The sequence below is a fragment of the Flavobacterium sp. J372 genome (assembly GCF_024699965.1).
GTDB lineage: Bacteria > Bacteroidota > Bacteroidia > Flavobacteriales > Flavobacteriaceae > Flavobacterium.
This window is the reverse complement of the sequence record NZ_JAJOMZ010000004.1, coordinates 3,051,657-3,070,183: the sequence shown is the minus strand read 5'-3', so window position 1 is coordinate 3,070,183 and position 18,527 is coordinate 3,051,657. Positions and strand designations below refer to the sequence as shown.

13 protein-coding genes, 1 tRNA gene and 1 pseudogene are annotated in these 18,527 nt (G+C 41.0%); 11 read left to right on the top strand and 4 right to left on the bottom strand.

Features of this window, described 5'->3' with window-relative positions; all coding sequences use genetic code 11:
* Positions 1-90: 90 nt before the first annotated feature.
* Positions 91-163 (bottom strand) — tRNA-Phe (locus LRS05_RS15125).
* Between the two features lie 121 nt (positions 164-284).
* Between LRS05_RS15125 and LRS05_RS15120 the strand changes: the two genes are divergently transcribed.
* From LRS05_RS15120 to LRS05_RS15090, 7 genes are all read left to right on the top strand, one after another.
* Positions 285-1,016 carry a type III pantothenate kinase gene (locus LRS05_RS15120; RefSeq protein WP_257869079.1) on the top strand — a complete coding sequence of 244 codons (732 nt, stop codon included), beginning with the start codon at positions 285-287 and terminating at the stop codon, positions 1,014-1,016.
* The gene (locus tag LRS05_RS15115) at positions 1,009-2,268 is read left to right on the top strand and encodes a hypothetical protein (protein ID WP_257869078.1); all 1,260 of its coding nucleotides are present in this window, start codon (positions 1,009-1,011) and stop codon (positions 2,266-2,268) included. The genes LRS05_RS15120 and LRS05_RS15115 overlap by 8 nt, the downstream gene beginning before the upstream one ends.
* Before the next feature lie 16 nt (positions 2,269-2,284).
* A complete protein-coding gene (locus tag LRS05_RS15110) occupies positions 2,285-3,655 on the top strand; it encodes a hypothetical protein (RefSeq protein ID WP_257869077.1) in 1,371 nt (456 codons plus the stop codon).
* 1 nt (position 3,656) lies between these two features.
* On the top strand, positions 3,657-4,211 hold the full coding sequence (lptC, locus tag LRS05_RS15105) for an LPS export ABC transporter periplasmic protein LptC (protein ID WP_257869076.1): 555 nt from the start codon (positions 3,657-3,659) through the stop codon (positions 4,209-4,211).
* A 5-nt stretch (positions 4,212-4,216) separates the two neighbouring features.
* Complete coding sequence (locus tag LRS05_RS15100) at positions 4,217-4,408, top strand: hypothetical protein (RefSeq protein WP_257869075.1); 192 nt, start codon at positions 4,217-4,219, stop codon at positions 4,406-4,408.
* Between the two features lie 5 nt (positions 4,409-4,413).
* Entirely contained in the window at positions 4,414-5,673 is a 1,260-nt protein-coding gene (locus LRS05_RS15095) for a hemolysin family protein (protein WP_257869074.1), read from the top strand.
* A 178-nt stretch (positions 5,674-5,851) separates the two neighbouring features.
* Positions 5,852-7,951 carry a peptidylprolyl isomerase gene (locus tag LRS05_RS15090; protein ID WP_257869073.1) on the top strand — a complete coding sequence of 700 codons (2,100 nt, stop codon included), beginning with the start codon at positions 5,852-5,854 and terminating at the stop codon, positions 7,949-7,951.
* Positions 7,952-8,001: 50 nt separating this feature from the next.
* On the opposite strand, the gene LRS05_RS15085 is transcribed toward LRS05_RS15090, so the two are convergent.
* Both LRS05_RS15085 and LRS05_RS15080 read right to left on the bottom strand, forming a co-directional pair.
* Entirely contained in the window at positions 8,002-8,916 is a 915-nt protein-coding gene (locus LRS05_RS15085; RefSeq protein ID WP_257869072.1) for a GYDIA family GHMP kinase, read from the bottom strand.
* 1 nt (position 8,917) lies between these two features.
* A pseudogene (locus tag LRS05_RS15080) lies at positions 8,918-10,232 on the bottom strand (hydroxymethylglutaryl-CoA reductase, degradative).
* A 160-nt stretch (positions 10,233-10,392) separates the two neighbouring features.
* Between LRS05_RS15080 and LRS05_RS15075 the strand changes: the two are divergent.
* From LRS05_RS15075 to LRS05_RS15060, 4 genes are read left to right on the top strand one after another with little or no spacing between them, the layout of a single operon-like run.
* On the top strand, positions 10,393-12,567 hold the full coding sequence (locus LRS05_RS15075; RefSeq protein WP_257869071.1) for a S9 family peptidase: 2,175 nt from the start codon (positions 10,393-10,395) through the stop codon (positions 12,565-12,567).
* A gap of 14 nt (positions 12,568-12,581) precedes the next feature.
* Complete coding sequence (locus LRS05_RS15070) at positions 12,582-14,300, top strand: peptide MFS transporter (RefSeq protein ID WP_257869070.1); 1,719 nt, start codon at positions 12,582-12,584, stop codon at positions 14,298-14,300.
* Between the two features lie 18 nt (positions 14,301-14,318).
* Positions 14,319-16,019, top strand: coding sequence for a peptide MFS transporter (locus LRS05_RS15065; RefSeq protein WP_257869069.1), 1,701 nt, complete (start codon positions 14,319-14,321; stop codon positions 16,017-16,019).
* Between the two features lie 47 nt (positions 16,020-16,066).
* Entirely contained in the window at positions 16,067-16,528 is a 462-nt protein-coding gene (locus LRS05_RS15060; protein ID WP_257869068.1) for a thioredoxin fold domain-containing protein, read from the top strand.
* A 3-nt stretch (positions 16,529-16,531) separates the two neighbouring features.
* Here LRS05_RS15060 and LRS05_RS15055 read toward each other — a convergent pair whose 3' ends face one another.
* Complete coding sequence (locus LRS05_RS15055; RefSeq protein WP_257869067.1) at positions 16,532-18,481, bottom strand: ComEC/Rec2 family competence protein; 1,950 nt, start codon at positions 18,479-18,481, stop codon at positions 16,532-16,534.
* Positions 18,482-18,527: the final 46 nt, after the last annotated feature.

Genomic DNA, 18,527 nt, shown 5'->3' with positions numbered 1-18,527 from the left:
ACCCACTCAAAACTGAGTGGGTTTTCTATTTTTTAATGTCTTGAGATGAAGTCATAAAAAAACCCGCTTAATTTAAGCGGGTTTTTCTTGTGGTACCTCCAGGAATCGAACCAGGGACACATGGATTTTCAGTCCATTGCTCTACCAACTGAGCTAAGGTACCGTTGTTTTTGCATAGCGTTCTAAGCGGTAATGCGGGTGCAAATATAGAACCATTTTTATATTATCCAAAACAAAACCTAAAAAAAATCAATTTGTATCTTTACCGCACAAACACTGCGAAAATGCTTTTAGCTGTTGATGTTGGCAATACAAAAATTAAAGCTGCTGTCTTTAAGGATGATACCCTTTCAGACCGTTTTGTTTTTAACGCTGTTGAGGCTGTAAAAGCTATTGAAAATATATTTGCAAAACATTCAAAAATCACTGCGGCAATACTTTCATCAGTAGGAAAAGCATCTCCTGAATTGTTATATACTATTGAAAAGAATGTGCCAGTAACGATAGTTGATCATCAAACGCCTGTGCCATTCAAAACATCTTATGCCACACCGCATACATTGGGTGTAGACAGGATAGTGCTTTCTGCAGGCGCTGTTTTAAATCATCCTGCCCAAAACAGGCTGGTTATTGATGCAGGTACTTGCATTACATATGATTTTATTGATGATAAAGACAATTACTATGGGGGTGCTATATCTCCCGGTATACGCCTTAGATATGAGGCGCTGCATAATTTTACGGCAAAGCTTCCGTTATTAACCCGGGAAATGCCTGTAAGTGTTACTGGAAACTCTACAGTAGAGTCTATACACAGCGGTGTTGTGAATGCGTTAATTTTTGAAATACAGGGATTTATTGACTATTATGAAAATAAATATGATAATTTGGCTGTAATATTAACCGGCGGAGATGCTGAATTTTTGGCTGTACGATTTAAAAACACCATCTTTGCCAATTCAAATTTCCTGCTGGAAAGCCTGAACCAATTATACTTATATACACAAAATGATTAAAAAGATTATTGCAGTATGCGGCCTTTTGTTTTCAATAACGGCTTTTGCCCAGGAAACCAATGCATCGCCATACTCATATTACGGTGTTGGCGATTTAAAATTTAAAGGGACGCCAGACACGCGCGCCATGGGAAGCATGGGTATTTTTCCTGACAGTATACATATTAATCTGCAAAACCCGGCATCATACAGCCACTTAAAGGTTACTACATTTAGTGTAGCTGCCAGCAATTCTAAAACAAACTTTAAGTCATCCGGGCCTGATGAGAGCGCTACACGTACTACACTTGATTATCTTACGGTGGCCATACCTTTTAATAAAGCCGGGATAGCATTCGGGTTAATGCCTTATACAGCGGTAGGTTATAAAATACAGAATACTGCTGAGGGATCAGACAACATAACAAGAACCAGGCAGTTTAACGGAAGGGGAGGCATCAACAGGGTTTTTCTCGGAGGATCATACCAGGTAACACCTGCATTTAGTATTGGGGCAGATGTGAGCTATAATTTCGGTAATATTGAGACAAAATCAATTGTGAGTGTTACAGACGTACAGCTATCCACCCGCGAAACAAACGATTCACATTACGGAGGAGTATCCTTTAATGTTGGTGCAACGTATAAAAAAACGCTAAACAATAAATATGACTGGATAACCAGCGCAACATTTACACCTGCGAGCAATTTAAAAAGCAGTATTGAGCGCGAATTAGCTACGATTACAATTACCAACAATGGTGAGATTGTAAATGACTCAGAAAAGTTTACACTTAATGACGAAGATGTAAAAATGCCGGCCCGCTTCACCGTAGGGTCAGGTATCGGCATAAAGACAAAATGGTTTGCAGGAGTTGAATATGCATATCAGCAAAGCAACGAGCTGGGCAACCGGTTTGATAATATAACCTCTGCAGGCTTTGAAGCAGGGCACCGTGCTTCTGTAGGCGGGTACTACACCCCGAATTATATGTCTTATTCAAGCTACTTCAGCAGGATTACATATCGTGGCGGCCTTAAGTTTGAAAAAACCGGGCTTGTTGTAAACAATAATTCTATCAATGATTATGCGTTAACATTTGGTGCAAGTTTACCGCTTGGCGCCTTTATTGGCAGCTCAAGCCTCAATATAGGTTTTGAATGGGGCAGGCGCGGCACTACCAGCGCAAACCTTATACAGGAAAATTATTTTAATATGCTTGTAAGCCTGTCGTTAAACGATCGTTGGTTTATAAAGAGAAAATATGATTAACTAAAACGTAAGGGTTATGAAATGTAATTGGATCATCATAATGCTGTTTAGTGTTTGGGTTGTTACGGCACAACAAAAGAAAACAGCGGCACAGTGCCAGGAAAGCTTTAAAGCTTTTGAAACTAAGGTCTCAGGTGGAAATTATGATGAGGCTGCAACAATGTATGCCCCGTTACAGAAAGAGTGCCCTAAAGTTGATGAAAAATTATATGAGCTTGCCGAAGAAGTGTACAGCCACAGGGCGCAGCTTGCCCCAAGGGGTGAAAAGCAGCGTGCTGAGCTTGATAAGCTGGTTTTGGTGTACAGCCAGTATAGTAAAAATTACCCTGCAAGCGCTTTAAAGGCCGACATTAGCCGCGCAATGCTTCAAAAAAGGTACAACCTTGCAGCGGATGATGAGATTTTTAAAACCCTTGATGCTGCATTTGCAAAAAATAGCGCTGCATTTACAAACCACGAGGCGCTTGAAGCTTATTTTTTGCTTTACCTTAAGAAATTTGAAGAAAATAAAGGTATAACTCAAGACCAGCTTATTGCCAAATATGCAGATGTTACAGCCCAGGCCGGTAAAGCAAAAGAAGAAATTATCAGGCAGCGGGATATTCTTTTAGCAAAAGAAGCAGCAGGTACTATAACTACAACAGAGAAAGCGCATATTGCAGCACTGAATGAAAAAATTGACAGTTTTACCGCTGTGGAAGAAAATGCCGATATACTGGCGCGCAGGCATTTCAGCTGTGATAAGCTCGAAGCTTTTTACGCATCAGGTTTTGAAGTTCATAAAACTTCAGCCAAATGGCTTGAAAGCGCTGTTAATACTCTTTATAAAACAAGGTGTGGAAATTCTGCGGTTTTGCAAAAGGGCGTTGCTGAATGGCATAGTATTGCTCCCGGGCCGCGTTCGGCCATGTACATGGGGCTTATGGCCCAACGTAAAAATAATATTGCTGATGCCGTAAAATATTTTGACGAAGCTGCAAGGCTGGAAACTACCGCCGAAAAGAAAGCAGAAATGTATTATATGGCGGCCACGCTTATAAGGCAGTCAGATAAAAAGATGGCTAAAGATTATGCCCTTAAAGCTGCACAGCTCAATACAAAATCTGGCAGGCCATATGTTTTCCTTGCTGAAATGTATTCATCAGCAGGAAAAGAGTGTGAGATGACTGACTTTGAACGAAAGGCACTGGTGTGGCTTGCCGGCGAAACACTTAAAAAAGCTGAGCAGGCTGAAGCCAAATACAAGGCAACTGCCGATGCAATGATGATAAACCTGAATAAGAAGGCTCCTGTAAAGGCTGACTTAAAAGCAGCAGGTAGAAAAGCAGGGCAAAAAATATCTTATGGCTGCTGGATAAATGAAACTATTACAATCCCAAATCTGTAATATGGGTTTTAAGTTATTTAAGATTGGTTTTGTAGTTGCCGTGACAATATTGCTTTTCTCGTGTGAAAGCAATTTTAAAGAGGTGCAGCGCCTCAATTCTGTAGCGTTCAATGCAGCTATGCAGGCCGAGAATATTAATCTTAAGTATACTGATTCAGGGAAAGTCAAGTCAATTCTCTTAAGCCCGCTTATGATGGATTACTCTAATCTTGATTACGGCTTTAAAGAATTTCCAAAAGGGGTTAACGTAACGCTTTTTGATGATAATGGCCAAAAAACAATTGTGATTTCAGATTATGCCATCACCTATGACGAAACCAAAATCATAGATATGCAGGGCAACGTGAAGATTACCACGGCCGATGGTAAAGTGCTTACTACAGACCAATTGTATTTTGATCAGCAAAATGAGTGGTTTTATACCGAAAAAAACTTTAAATTTACTGATGGGCAGGGCGGCTATTTAGAAGGGCCGGGCCTTGACTTCAGTAAAGATTTCAAAATATTCAATATGCAGCGCAATAGCGGGCAAATTCCCAATGAGGGGCAAAATTAAAACCTATGGCATATCTTAAATACGTATCATACCTGTTCCTGCTATTTGCTATAATATTTACAGCAGTGGGGATATTAAGGCTTACCCACGGCGAAGATGCTTTCATAGATTTTATGTTTGCAGGTATAAGCCTCTTTCTTTTCTTTTTCCGCAGGAGATATTACAAAAAGTTCCGCGACAGGAGCAACGGTAAATAATCACTATGGAAGCGGTAGCCATCATAACATGCCTGTTGTTCTCCGCTTTCTTTTCGGGTATGGAAATAGCATACCTGTCATCCAACAAGGTATATCTTGAGGTTGAAAAAAAGCAGGCTACCATAATTTCAGGTATGCTTAGCCGCCTTACAGCAAACCCATCACAATTCATTACTGCAATGATATTGGGCAACAGCATTGCACTGGTGCTATATGCCTATTATGCCGGCAGCGCTGCCATGCGGTGGGTTTCGGGCTATGGCCTCTCATCATCTTTATTATTGGTAATACAGGTAGCCATTACCTCATTCATCCTACTGCTCACAGCAGAATTTCTTCCTAAAATTCTCTCCAGCATTTACGCTAATACATTAATGAAAGTCCTGGTGGTGCCGGCTTACGGATTTTATACTGTATTCAATCCGCTTTCGCGCGGATTAATTATGCTCACAGATTTTATCCTTGTAAAAGTATTGCATACAAAAGCAGAGAAGCAGCAAGGCTACTTTAGCCGGGGCGAGCTTGGCAATTATATTACCGAACAGCTAACAAATGCGCCTGCGCAGGAAGAGGTAGATTCTGAAATACAGATTTTCCAGAATGCACTGCAATTTTCTGACATGAAAGCCAGGGATATTATGACGCCTCGTACAGATATTTCAGGTATAGAAATCAACAGTACTGTTGACGGGCTGAAACAGCTTTTTATTGCTACAGGCTATTCTAAAATTGTGGTGTACCGCCACAGTATAGATACAGTAGTAGGTTATGTGCACTCTTTTGAGCTTTTTAAAAAGCCTGAAAGTATTGGCTCGGCAATGATTCCGATTGAAGTAGTCCCTGAAACAATTTTAATTAAAGAGCTGCTGGATACACTAACGCGAAGGAGGAAAAGCATGGCCGTTGTACTTGATGAGTACGGGGGCACGGCAGGAATAATAACTGTTGAAGATATTATTGAAGAGCTTTTTGGCGAAATTGAAGACGAACACGATGATGCTGAAGAGCTGCCCGAAAGCCTTCAGGATGACGGGAGTTATTTATTTTCTGCAAGGTTCAGTATTGAATCTATAAATGCTAAATATGGCCTTGGCCTGCCGGAGAGCCCATCTTATTCCACTATAGGCGGGTTGATTGTAAACCTTGCCAACGATATTCCTGAAGAAGGAGAAAAAATTTCTGTGTCAGGTTTTGATATCTTTATTATGAAAGCATCAGGCAATATGATTGAGCTGGTAAAGATTGTGCCTTCAGGCCTTAAATAGTATTTGGTTTACATAATACATAAATCTGCTCACTAATTTGGTTCGGGTAAATTGCACACCTTTATAATCCCTGCAATTTTTTTTCTCATTAACCCTGAAAATATCATTTACTGCTTTTATTATTAAATAGATAATTGTATTTTCGCCCACTGAATTAAATTTTAACATTAAATTACAAATGGCGGTTTTATCAAAAATTAGGCAGCGCTCTATACTTATGATAGGTGTTATAGGCTTTTGCCTTTTGGCATTCATTGTAGGCGACATCATCAATAGCGGAGGTTTCGGAGGCGTGTCAAGGCATGTAGGCAGCGTAAACGGTGAAGATATTCCTGCACAGGATTTCCTCAATAAAGTAAGCAACTTTACAAAAATGCAGCAGGGTGTTAGCGCTACAACAGCCGCAAACCAGATATGGGAGCAGGAGGTTGAAAGCATATTGCTTGAAGAGCGTTATGAAAAAGCCGGTATCAGGGTAGGCAGAGAGCATGTACTTAGCATTTTTGGTATGCAGCTAGGCAATGACCCTCGTTTCCAGAATGCCCTTGGTAAGTTTGACAAGAAGAAGTTTAATGACTTCCTTGCTAATATGAAGGCTACCAACCCTGCACAATATGAAATGATTGAGCGCGATATGCCGCAGTATGAAGCCGCAGCAAAAAGGCAGATATACAACTCAATGCTTAAAGCCGGGTTTATTGTAACCGAGGCTGAAGGCAAAGCAAAATATAAAGATGAAAACGACAAGATAACGTTTGATTATGTTTATGTTCCTTTTTCAACTATCAATGATGACCAGGTAAAGGTTTCTGACCAGGAGCTTATTGATTACATGAAAAAGAACGAGAAGAAATACAAAGCTGAAGCATCACGTGAGCTTGATTTTGTTCTTATAGAAAACAAACCGTCTGCCGCTGATGAAGAGGAGATGAGGAAGAATATTAACAGCTATCTTGCTCCACGTGTTGAATATAACAATGAAACAAAAGCAAACGATACTATTCCCGGGTTTGCCCAGGCAGCAAACGTTGAAGAGTTTGTAAACAAGAATTCAGACATAAAGTATGATACTACTTATGTTGCTAAAAAAGACCTTCCGGTTGAGCATGCTGAAGCTATCTACAATCTTGCTCCGGGACAGGTTTACGGCCCTTATGTTGATAACGGTTACTACAAACTTACACGTGTAACAGGCCGCAAGGCAGGCGCTACCGTAAATGCAAGGCATATACTTATTGCTTACAAAGGTGGTAAAGCCCCTAACCCTGCTATAACAAGGACTAAAGAAGAGGCTAAAGCAAAGGCTGATGGTTTACTGGCGCAGGCTATGGCTAACCCTAATAATTTTGCCGAGCTTGCAAGAACCAATACTGATGACCCGGGCTCTGCAAACAACGGTGGCGAATACCAAAACATTGTGCCAAACCAGATGGTGAAGCCGTTTAACGATTTCGTGTTTAACAACCCTGTTGGTAAAATGGGAGTTGTAGAGACTGACTTTGGTTATCACGTAATATACGTAACAGGTAAGAATGATGGTATACGTGTTGCTACTGTTGCCCAGAAAATTGGTGCAAGTGAAGCAACTGAAGATGAGGCTTTCCGTAAGGCAACAAACATTGAAATGGAAGGCCCGAATAAACCATTTGAAGATCTTGCCAAAACTGCGGGTGTGACAGTGCAGAAAGCAAAAGTTGGCGCTAATGATGAAAATGTACAAGGTGTTGGCATGCAGCGTGAAATTGTAAGATGGACATTCTCTAAAGATACTGAGGAAGGCGACGTTAAGAAGTTTGATGTACCACAGGGCCATGTTGTTGTGAAGCTTAAAACTAAAAACGAAAAAGGCCTTATCCCGATTGAAGATGCTAAGATTACTGTAGCGCCGATCATCCGTAACCAGAAGAAGGCTGAGATGATTCGCAAAAAAATGACAGGTTCTACCCTTGAGGCTGTTGCGCAGAAATCAGGCTCGTCTGTAGCTACTGCAACAGATGTTACATTTGCAGCACCTATGATACCTAACGTTGGCGCCGAGCCGAAAGTTGTAGGTAAAGCATTTGGCCTTGCTGCAGGTAAAACATCTCCCCTAATTGATGGTAACGGGGGCGTATTTATGATTCGCACCAAAGCGAAGACTGATGCTCCTGCATTGCCAAACTATGCGACATATACACAAAGAATGAGGAGTGAAGCCCGTGGCGGCGTACCTTCAAGAATTGTGATGGCGCTTAAGGAAAAGGCAGATATTGAAGATAACAGGTCAGAATTCAATTAAGAAGAATGATTGATATATAAAAAATCCCGGAATTGTGCTCCGGGATTTTTTCATTTATATAAAATCATTTTCTGGTAAGGAATAACAACAGGATATCCTTTTGATTCGAAATAACCAGTAGGGTCATCATCACTTGCAGCGAGAATGAAGTCTCCGCCCCAAGCCCCGAGGCTTTTTACTGTTCCGTAAAAATCCGGAAACAATGATTCTTTTACTGTTTGCATTTGCAGGGCTTTTGCCAATAATGCTGAGTGTTCTTCAAGAAGCTGGCAGAATCGCTCAAAGCTACCGGTAATTGCTGCTTCTTCAATTATTGCATCAGTCTTAATTATGAGCTCAGGAATTTCATCTGCGTTATTTCTGTAGTTTGCTACAGCTTTTTTTGTGTCCTGTTTCTTGTTGAGGTACACAAAATACAGATTATTAGTAAAGTGTGGGTTGAATGTGATTTGCTTTATGTTTGGCAGCCCATTTTTTAGCGAAAACAAGACAGGCATATTATTTTGTGCACAAGCAATATCATAACCGCTCCCCCCAAAGCTTTGCTGTAACAAGTTGAAGGCATCTACTCCAAACCACTGCGCAATATTATTTATGAGTGTTGATGAACTGCCCAGCCCCCACGTCCGTGGAAATGTAAGCTTCGTTTCAACATTAAATCCTACGGCCGTACCAAGCACGCCTGGATTAAGCTTGTGTGCTGCACCTAAAATGTCGATGAGCGTATCCGTTACTTTCTCACCTGAAAGTTGTTTAGAAAGAATGTTTTCAACAGGTATCACCGCTTCAAACCATACAGAACCATCTGCATCATAACTTCTCCAATGAATATTTTTATCATTGGTCTTTTCAACTGACAGGTATTGCCCGTAAACAGTTGGCAGGGCTAGGGCATCACTACCATCAAGAACTGTATATTCTCCCAGTAATAAAAGCTTGCCGTTGCTGTAAAATTCCTGCCTCACATTATTTTCTTATTGCTGCAATATAGTCGGCCACGGCAGCATGAGTTATTGTGTTTTTCTCGAAATGTTTTGCAGCAAGCTCCTTTTCATTTGTATTCGCATGCAGTTGGTTCAACATGTTCATCAGGTGCATTTTCATGTGGCCCTGCTGTATGCCTGTAGTTGTCAATGAACGCACCGCAGCAAAATTTTGTGCAAGTCCGGCTACGGCTACAATCTGCATCAACTCCTCTGCCGAAGGATTGCCAAGCAGCTCTAAAGATAGCTTCACGAGAGGGTGAAGGCTGGTAAGCCCGCCCACAGTACCCAGAGCCAATGGTAGTTCTATAAAATAATGAAAAATATCGTTTTTAATATATGCATGGGTAAGGCTGGTATAGCGTCCCTCTTTCGCAGCATAAGCATGGACCCCGGCTTCTACCGCGCGGAAATCATTACCTGTTGCAACAACTACAGCATCAATACCGTTCATAATCCCTTTATTATGCGTTACAGCGCGGTATGGCTCAATTTCGGCTATGTTTATAGCGGTAACAAACTTTTCTGCAAATTCCTGCGGTGATATACCTGCGTCTTCACACAAATCGGCAACAGGGCATGATACTTCGGCACGGACCACACAGTTTGGGACATAGTTGCTAAGGATGCTCATGATAACTTCCGGCTGCTCATTTGCAGAAAAACCGCCCCAAGCCGCTGCTTCAGACTTCAGTATTTTTGAAAACTGTTCAAGACAGGTGTTTATAAAGTTGGCACCCATGCTATCTTTTGTATTGAAAGTAGCGTGAAGCTGGTAATAATCGGGCATGTCTTTAGTTTTATCCCGCAGCTCAATGTCAAGTATGCCCCCCACCGCGATTGCGCATGTTTTTGGTAACGTCAGCTGTGCCCTCAAAAAATTTAGGTTTAATATTTTCGAAAAACTTCTGAAGTTCTTCGGGATTACCTTCAAATAAAAAATGTACCTGGCCTATTTTTTCGGTATTCAACACCGTTGCTTTAAAGCCGCCACGCTTGCTCCAGAACTTAGCCGCACGTGATGCTGCCGCCACTACCGAGCTTTCCTCAACAGCCATGGGTATCGTGTAGTCGCGCCCGTTTATTGCGAAATTGGGTGCAATGCCAAGCGGCAGGTAAAAGTTGGTAATGGTATTTTCAATGAATTCATCATGCAACTGTTGCAATTGCGGGTCACTGTTCCAGTATTTTTTGATGAGGCCGATAGCCTTTTGCGGTTCGGCGAAGTAATTTTGTGCCAGCCAGTTAATTTTTTGTTCTTTGGTAAGCTTCGAAAAGCCTGCAATCGCATTACTCATTATCAGTTGCTTGGGTGAATTTTCAATGCAAAGATAAGATTTATAGCACCAAAAATTGTGCATAAACAAAGTGCTAAGAAAATGTTAATTCATTTAACAGTGAAACACACTGCTATTTCAGAATTTTTCATTAAAATTGGGAGTTTTTTACATTATGCAAATGAAATATTTCAAATCAGCGGTTTTCCTGTTTTTGTTTACGGTTTTAACTGCTTCTGCACAACAGCAAATAACACTTCAGGAAATATGGGGCGGCGCTTTCCGTACACAGGGCATGGACGAGTTTCAGTCAATGAAAAACACCAACCAGTATACGGTTTTAAACTACAATAGAGCTACAAATGCTTCTTCGATAGATCTTTATGATTACGCTACCTTAAACAAGGTTTCAACTATACTGGAGTCAAAGTCATTTCCTGAATTGGCAGATGGAATAGACAGTTATATTTTCAGTGCTGATGAAAAGAAATTGCTTGTGGCAACAGGCTCAGAGCAGATATTCAGGCATTCATTCACGGCGACGTATTTTATTTATGATATTGCTGCTAAAACCTTAACACGTTTATCCGCAGATAAAGTGCAGGAGCCCGCATTTTCGGCAGGTGGAAACAAGGTTTCATTTGCTTTTCAAAACAATTTATACGTTTATGATATAGCTTCAAAGCAAACTGTGCAGATTACTACTGATGGTAAGAAAAATGCAGTAATCAATGGTATTACAGATTGGGTGTATGAAGAAGAATTCGCGTTTGTAAAAGCTTACGACTGGAATGCCGCAGGTGATAAAATAGCCTACATACGTTTTGATGAAAGCCAGGTGCCTGAATTTTCGATGGATATGTATGCGGGCGGGCTATATCCAACGCAATATGTGTTCAAATATCCAAAGGCAGGGGAGAAAAATGCGGAGGTATCGCTTCATATTTATGATGTGAAGGCGAAAACTTCACGCGAGATAAAACTTGGCAATTACAATGATTTTTATATTCCCCGAATAAAATGGACTAACGAGGCCAATGTGCTGAGTGTGCAGGTAATGAACCGCCACCAGAATAATCTGGACCTTATTTTTGTTGATGCAATTAGCGGAACTCCGAAGGTTGTCCTGAATGAAAAAGACAAAGCTTATATTGATATTACAGATAACCTTACTTTCCTTAACGATAATAGTTTCATCTGGACCAGTGAAAAAGACGGTTTTAACCACATTTACCATTACAGCAAAACAGGTAAACTGCTGAATCAGGTAACAAAAGGTTCGTGGGAGGTAACTTCATACCATGGTTTTGACCCGAAGACAGGCAATATTTTCTACCAGTCTACCGAGAATGGTTCAATCAACCGTGACGTTTATAAAATAAACCTAAATGGTAAAGGCAAAACACGCTTAAGCCCTAAAGAAGGCACAAATGATGCGAAGTTCAGCCCGAATTATGAATATTACATTAATCATCATTCAAGCGCTTCAGAGCCACATTCTTTTACGTTATATACTTCAAAAGATGCAAAGCCTGTAAAGGAAATATTGAACAATAATGCGTTAAAGGCAAAGCTTGAAAAATATGACTTGCCAAAGAAGGAGTTCATGGTTCTTACAACAGAAAAAGGGCACCAGTTGAATGCCTGGATGATTAAGCCCAAGAATTTCGACCCTAACAAAAAGTATCCTGTATTTATGTATCAGTACAGCGGGCCGGGCTCACAGCAAGTCAACAACGACTGGAACGGAAGTGACGACTACTGGTTCATGATGCTTGCGCAACATGGCTACATCGTGGCCTGCGTTGATGGCCGCGGTACGGGTTTTAAAGGTGCTGCCTTCAAAAAAGTGACTTACAAAGAATTAGGCAAATATGAAGTAGAAGACCAGATTGATGCTGCCAAAGTTATAGGTAAATACAGCTATGTTGACCCTTCACGCATCGGAATATTTGGCTGGAGCTATGGCGGATTCATGTCGAGTAACTGTATCCTGAAAGGTAACGATGTGTTTAAAATGGCTATTGCTGTTGCGCCGGTTACCTCATGGCGTTACTATGATTCAATTTACACTGAACGTTTCATGCAGACACCACAGGAAAACCCGACCGGCTATGATGAAAATTCACCAATAAACCATGTGTCTAAGCTTAAAGGCGCTTACCTCCTGGTGCATGGTACGGCTGATGACAATGTGCACGTACAAAACACTATGTTGATGATTGATGCGCTCGTTAAAGCCAACAAACAGTTTGACTGGGCTATCTATCCTGATAAAAACCACGGCATTTACGGAGGCCCGACAAGGCTTCAGCTGTATACCAAAATGACTAACTTTATAAAAGAGAAACTATAATTAAAACCAGATTTATGACAGATACATCTACACAAAAGGGCCACCCAAAAGGGCTTTGGTACTTATTCGGCACTGAAATGTGGGAACGTTTCGGGTATTATTTGATGCTTGGTATTTTTGCGCTTTATATGCTTGACGGCTGGGATAACGGCGGTATGGGTTTTGATGCGGCAAAAAAATCAGACATTTACGGTACGTACCTTGGGCTCGTTTACCTAACCCCTTTTATTGGTGGTCTTTTGGCTGACAGGGTGCTGGGTTACCGCAGGTCTATTATCCTTGGTGGGCTTATGATGGCATCAGGCTATTTCCTGCTGTCTGTGCATGATATTACCAGCTTCTTTATCGGGCTTTTCTTTATAATACTTGGTAATGGTTTCTTTAAGCCGAATATCTCTACGCTTGTAGGTAACTTATACAGCGGTGAAGATATGAAACATAAAAAAGATTCAGGCTATAATATCTTTTACATGGGTATTAACATAGGCGCATTCATCTGCAACTTTGTTGCAGCCTATATGAGGATTAATTACGGCTGGAGTTATGCCTTTATCGCAGCCGGTGTAGGTATGCTTATAGGTGTTGTAATCTTTTTAATGGGAACAAAGCATATTAAGCATGTAGATATTATAAAGCCTTTGCAACAAGGTGATATGCCTACAGCTAAAATACTAGGCTCAACGATATTGCCAATGTTTATTTTCGGTATTCTGGGATACATGATTCCGGGCAATATACTTGGTACAGATACTAATGATGCATTTATATTTGGGTGCGTGCCTGTAATCGCGTTCTTCATTTACCTGTGGTTTAAATCAAGCGGGTTAGAGAAACGTTCAATAGCTGCACTTCTTGCTGTATTCTCATGCGTAATTTTATTCTTCGCGATATTCCACCAGAATGGTGATGCGCTTACTGTTTGGGCTGAAGATTATACTAACAGGGAAATGCCTGAATCTGTGGCGAGCGTAGCAAGCAAAGTAGACATGGCCCAGACGGTAGAGAATAATGACATTGTTGCACTTGACGATGCCGCATTTACTAGTAAAATAGAAGAATTAAGGGCACAGGCAAATGCAATGCCTGAAACAACTAAAGAAGAAATAAACGCTAAAAAAGCAGCAGCCGGACAGATTGCTCAATATGAAGCTTCACGCAAATATTTCAGCAACAAGTCCCCGGAAAATATTCCGGCAAAAGGCCAAAACCTTAAGCTTTATTCAACAGAGCTTTACCAGTCTATAAACCCATTCTGGGTAATATTACTTACGCCGGTATTGGTAGGTGTTTGGGGCTTCCTGAGAAAAAGAGGCAAAGAGCCAAGCACGCCTACTAAGATTGCATTAGGACTTTTAATCACAGCGCTTTCTGCGTTAGTGATGGTAGGTGCTGTATATGCTACAAATGACCTTACAATGAAGGCCAGTAGCTGGTGGCTTATTGCTTCTTATGGTGTTATAACACTTGGAGAGTTATGCCTTTCGCCAATGGGGCTTTCGTTAGTATCAAAACTTAGCCCGCCAAGGATTACCGCCCTTATGATGGGAGGATTTTTCCTTGCAATTTCTGTAGGTAATAAGCTTGCAGGCATGCTTTCAAGCCTTTGGGAGACTATGGAAGAAAAGGAAAACTTCTTCTTCCTGAACTTCGGGCTTGTACTTGGTGCGGCGCTGCTTTTATTCCTGATGCTAAAATGGCTGAACAGGGTAATGAAAGAAAATAACGTATATTAATTCAGGATTTTAGTTTAAATGGAAATAGACCACCATACCGTTGAGCTGGATAAAATCCAGAATTTTAGCGGAAAATACCCGAAGCAGCTTTGGTACCTTTTCCTTGTGGAAATGTGGGAGAGGTTTACCTTTTATGGTATGCGCGCACTACTCGGGCTGTACATTTCACACCTTATCCTCACGGCTGATTATAAACCGCTGCAGGGTGCAGAGCTTGATGCTAAAAAGGTTGAGTTTCAAAAGCAGACTCACGAAACGCTGACAGAAGACCATCCCAGGTACTATATTGAAACATCTGAAATAAAGAGCCGTGATGCCGCTGAAAGTACTGCTAATAAGCAATATGGACTGATACAGGCCTTTATATATGCAATGGCATTTGTTGGCGGTATGTTTGCCGATAAGATCTTTGGCTTCAGAAAGTCAGTGTTCTGGGGCGGATTGCTTATGGCAATAGGCACTTTTACTATGGCCATGCCGGGGGCTTTCCCGTTCTATTTGGGAATAAGTATCCTCATTGTGGGTAACGGTTTCTTTAAGCCTAACATCTCTACAATGGTTGGTGCGCTATACAAACCCGGAGACCCAAGGCGCGATGCTGGTTTTTCACTGTTCTATTCAGGTATAAATATTGGTGCTGTACTAAGCGGCCTTACTATTGCTTATATCGGTACCTCAATCAGTTGGTCATTAGGTTTTGCTCTTGCAGGTGTGTGCATGCTTTTTGGCTTAGGTCTTTTTATGTATACACAAAAGACACTAGGGCCAATTGGGCAGCCACCGGCACCTGAGAAACTGAAAGAAAAGAAATTTGGGATAAACAAAAATGCATGGGTATACATACTTTCAATACTATTCATGCCGTTTTTCTTTGTACTGGTGTATTTCCCATTTGAAGTAGACCTTACGTTCTTATTAGGCCAGGAGACAGATGCTGAAGGAAATTTAGTGCCTTACATGGTGCAGTTCAGCGACCTGTTCATGATAACCATTGCCATTGTTATCTTCGGATTCCTTGTGTACACTCTTTTAACTGTGGCTAAAGAAGAGAAAAGCAAAATGTTTGTTGCTGTGGTGCTGATATTATTTTCAGTATTGTTCTGGTCATTTTTTGAGCAGGGAGGGGGTTCGCTCAACTTCTTTGCAATTGGAAACGTAGAAAGTCATGGCCTGAACATGACCCAGGTGAACAATACCATCAATGGTCTTTGGGTAGTTATCATGGCGCCAATAATCGGCATGCTTTGGATTGCATTGAGCAGAAAGAGAGCTGAGCCTAATACTGTTGTGAAATTTGGTTTCGGTTTTGTGTTTCTCGGGTTAGGCTTCCTTGTGTTTTATTTAAGTAAATTTATGGCAACAGATTCAGGCTATACACCACTGTGGTCATTCCTTTTTGCTTACTTTGTAATAACTATTGGTGAGCTTTGCCTTTCGCCGATTGGCCTTTCGATGGTTACTAAACTTACGCCAAACAGACTGCACGGTGTGATGATGGGTACATGGTTCCTGGCAAGTGCATACGGACAATATGGTGCAGGCCTCATAGGTTCAGCGCTTGCAAAGGTTGATACTTCTATCGCTAACCCTACTAATGTTGACAAGTTAAACCAATATACAAACGGATACCAAAGCATTGCTTATATTGCTATAGGCGCAGGTATTGTTTTGCTGCTGCTATCGCCAATCCTGAAGAAGCAGATGAAGGGAGCGGCATAATTTTTCGGCATTGTTTTTGAAAAACCACTATTAAACTTTTATAAAAAATGAAAAAATTACTTTTAGCACTTTTTATTGCACTTGGCTCAATGGCAGTGCAGGCTCAGGAAATAAAATGGATGACAATGGATGAAGCCCTTGCAGCCCAGAAGAAAAAAGCTAAGCCTATTTTTATGGACGTATACACCGACTGGTGCGGTCCATGCAAAATGCTTGACAAAAATACTTTCCACGACAAAGAAGTTGTAGAATTTGTTAACGCGAATTACTACGCGGTAAAATTTAATGCCGAAGGTAACAGCGAAGTGAATTTTAAAGGTAAAAAGTATACCAATCCGCAGTATGTTGCGGGCCGTACTGGGCGTAATGCAGTGCACGAGTTTACATACCTGCTTAAAGTTGAAGCTTACCCGTCTATGATGATATTTGATACAAAGGGAGAGGTAAAAGAGCGTATTGTAGGCTACCACACGCCAGACCTGCTAATGCCGATATTGAAGAAAAAATAATAGTTAGTCAACTTTATAAAATCCCTTTTCGGCTGTGGCATGAAAAGGGATTTTTTGTTTACGGCAGGTTGCTTTCCAGCGGTTTACCATGTATTTGTAATTGCTTGCATCGGCAACTATATTCTTCGGCTTTAACTCTGAAATTACTTTTTCAAGATTAATCTTTGGCGACTGTGTAAGCACAAGTATATCAGGTCTCAAATCAGGTCTGTAAGAGGCCGTACTGTCGATTAGCAATACTTTATGCCCTCCATGCCAGTAAACGTTTTGTAGAGGCTTTATAATAATGCTGTCGCTGAAATAGCAACGAGCATATGCTTTCAGGTTTCTGTTCGTAAATATTGCAGTATCATTGCTGAAAGCAATAACTGTCTTATCATGTTTTTCAGTAATGAGCGAGCTATTCCAGTCATTGAAAACAACCATCTCGTTTTGATCATCAGCCCTTAGTTTTGTAAACAGGTATAAGCACTGAAGCGCAATGATTGCAATCAGCATCGCCATAGTCCTGCGATAGTCCATTCTTAAAAGCCATCTGCCCAATCCGAAAACTACAGCGTAAAGTACTATCGCCAGCAATAATGTAAAAGGGATATCCTGTAAGATAAAATCTTTAAACGATGCTATCCATGCTGTGAATTCATTCATGATTTCAATAAGGAATTCGAGCAGGTGACCTATAGCAATTGCTGCCGCTTGCCAAATATAATTCAATGCCAGTACCAGCAATCCCAATAACAAAACCAATGTGGAAAGCGGTACGACTATGATATTTGCAACTAAAAACAGCAATGGGAATTGATTAAAATAATACAGGCAAAGAGGCAGAACGCCAAGCTGGGCTGCGAGTGAAAGCCATACGGTTTCAGAGACATTGTTAATAACCTTGTATTTCGACTTCGGGAAACGTTTATAAACAGGCTGCAATGCAACTATCGCAATTACGGCCCCATAGCTTAACTGAAAGCCAACATCAAACAAAAAATTTGGTGTGAATAGCAATATGAAAAACATTGATGCCGCTAACGAATTGTATATGTTGCTGTTGCGATTGATGTAAAGCCCAATCCCGATAAATGTGAAAGTGACAACACTGCGTACAACCGAGGCAGACATACCCGAAATAAACGCAAATAGCCATAGCGCCCCTATGGTTAAAACGAGCCGTAAAAGCCTGCCATTGCTGCCAAAACGGTTAAGTGGAGCGAGTAAAAATCCAAGGATTATATACAGCACCCCAAAATGCAAACCTGATATTGCCAAAATGTGTACAACTCCGGTGTTAGTATAGTTTTCAGTTATCGATTTTTCCATGTCCTGCCGTTGGCCCAACAGTAAAGCGTTTAACAGTTTTTTAACAGTAGGATCGTAACCATGGATGTCAAAACTTCGGCTCAGATTTTCGCGTACTTTTCCGAGATAAAAATCTGCGTTTTTCTCAAAACCGATTTTTGCAAAATTCTTCTTCAGCGTAATCCGGTGAAAAACATTTTGATTGCGCAAATATTCACTGTAATCAAACTGGTAAGGATTAAGTGCTTTTGGTACAGCTTGAGGTTCGGCATGAATCAGCAGGCGCTGTCCTTCATGAAATATGGTGTGAGTACTGTCTTTCGGTAATGTCAGTAGGATTTTACCTGTCGCGCGTTTTCCGTCAACTTCATTTACCTCGAAATAATACTTCTCGGCAAACTCATTTGGTTTAAGGCGTTCTGATACATATCCCTCAATTACAGGAGTGCTTTCGCCTAATGCATGACTATAATGCAGTTTGTGGGAAGGGGCATAATGGAACCGATATACTGCTGCACCACAAAATAGCAGCGCCAAATAAGCGCTGACCGTAAAATATTTGGCGATTGCTGCATTTTTCTTTGAAAGAAAATAAAGCAGTATAGTGATTAAGACAATTGCTGATACTGCCGCGAAAAGTACATTATTATCCGGATGCAAATATCTGCCAAAGCAAATGCCAACGGCAAAAACAGCGTAAGGGAAA